The following is a 2,176-nucleotide window of genomic DNA, read 5'->3' on the forward strand; positions in this document are numbered from 1 at the left end:
TCCCGATGAGGTTGATTGCTTTCAAGTGAGCTACAAATGGACAAGCCGGTCCCATTCTTTTTCAAGCGTCACCCATCATATGACTTACCAGTTAGAGCCAAATATAGAGTGTGCTCAAGATTGGCTGTATGGCAATGAGTGCATGAAGCATTCTGATTCTTCGAAACCAGCAATGGCCGCCGATGAATATAGCTTTAACCGTCTAGAATGCCTGACTCATGGCAAGCATTTAACCAAGGAAGAAATAATAGCGTTAGACCGATTTAAAGCGGGCATTACGTCCATTCACCTTGATGAAAATGGCGTCACCATTCACGAAGAAAGAACGTTAACCGCTAGCAATTCATTTGCTTGTGTTGGGATCATTTTGTAACCGCAGTAACAGCACCCACCACTCAATTCATCGCCATCATTGGTGATTGGCATTACACAAGGGAACACCGTCATGCTTTCTATCAGCCCTCTTAAATCCGCTTCTGGCGCTGCAAAGTACTACCTAAGCGAAGAAACCCCCAAAGACCTACCTGACGTCTCTTTAGAAAAAGATGCCGGTGATAACTATTACCTCAAAGAAAAAGACCAAGAAGAAAACACCTTCTGGCATGGCAAGCTGGCCATCGAAGCGGGACTGGCTGGCAAACCCGTAGAGCAAGCCACCTTAGAATCGGTCCTCTCAGGCAGTCTTGGTGATGAAACTATTAAAGGGAAAAGGGGGAAACACAAATCAGGCTTCGACCTGACGTTTTCTGCGCCTAAATCCATCAGTGTTCTCGCGCTTATTGGCGGGGACACCCGCCTAATAGAAGCGCATAACAACGCAGTGAAGTTCGCCTTAACAGAGCTTGAAAAAGACGTTGCACAAGTCAAAGTCACTCATAAGAAAGGCGTTCAAGAATACGAAAATACGGATTCGATGATATTTGCGGTCGTGCGCCACAAGACCAGCCGTGAAAACGACATGCAAGTGCACTCGCACGCTCTCGCAGCTAACATGACTCGAGACCAAGAAGGGGATTTACGCGCTTTATCAACCAGCTTAAAACAAAAAGGGGGCGTCATTAACGGCACAGGCGAGCGCATCTACAACTTCCAAAAATACTACGGTATCTTGTACCAGAGCCAATTAGCTAAGGAGGCAGAAACCCTCGGTTATTCCACGCGAGGCGTCGGCAACGGTCAGTTCGAAATCAGCGGTGTCCCTCAGCCTATTCTTGATGCATCGTCCACTCGCAAACAGCAAATTGATCAACGCACACTCGATTTAGGCTTTGACTCTCGCGCCGCGCGAGATGTCGCGACCCTCGACACTCGTAAAAGCAAAACCCACCAGAGTAACGACAACCTCAACAAACAGTGGCAAAGCACCGTAAAAGAGCAAGGGTATGAACCCGCAGAGCTTGTCACCATGGCGCAACAAGTAAAAGAAGCGCAAAACACCCCACCACTTGGTGAAACCAAAGCCGCCATCAGCAGAGCCATTGACCATCTAGGGCAATACAGCACCGCGTTACACCTTGAAAAAATCATTGAACTCACCGCCTCAGAGTTCACCAAAGGCGGCGTGCAACTCAACGCCCTTGATATCAAAAAAGTCGCGGATGAAATGATTAAGCAGGGCGACTTGATAGGACTCAGTCACAAAGGGCAATACACCACCAAAGGCTTAATTGATAACGAACAAGCGCTTATCGACAGCACCCAAGGTCGTGCGCATCACATGCGCACCCACGTTGAATCCAGCACGCTCAACAAGCTCGCTATCTCTGAAAACCAGCAGCGTATACTGACCGACCTGTACCACTCCACCAAACAGTTCCACGTGGTCAATGTGCATGGCTCATCACAAGATATTGCGCAGCAACTACTCAATGTAGGTAATCACAGCGGTAAACGTGTCCAATTGGTCTCCCAAAGCGTGAAAGCCAAGGCTGATAGCATGGAGAGCGTACAGCGCAAAAGTCAAACACTCAGCGCTTGGGTTGGTCAGCTCTTTTCAGAAGAGCAGCGCCACACCACCCACAGCTTATTGCAAAGCGATACGCCGCTGACCAATAAAGATGTCTTGCTCATCGATGACGCCAATAAGATGAGCGCCAATGAATTGTTGGCCCTCACCGATAAAGCCAAACAATCGAGCAGTAAAGTGGTGATGCTTAACCGCGTATCAAGCCGTCAG

Annotated in this window: 1 protein-coding gene and 1 pseudogene; both read left to right on the forward strand. The window is 48.4% G+C overall.

Going from position 1 to position 2,176, the window contains the following annotated elements; genetic code table 11:
- Window positions 1-373 (forward strand): annotated as a pseudogene (locus tag AB4496_RS00495) (hypothetical protein); the annotation flags it as partial.
- 72 nt (window positions 374-445) lie between these two features.
- The coding region (gene mobF, locus AB4496_RS00500; protein ID WP_137002682.1) for a MobF family relaxase at window positions 446-2,176 on the forward strand (1,731 nt) is incomplete at its 3' end.

This window comes from Vibrio sp. 10N.222.46.A1, assembly GCF_041473595.1.
GTDB lineage: Bacteria > Pseudomonadota > Gammaproteobacteria > Enterobacterales > Vibrionaceae > Vibrio > Vibrio tasmaniensis_A.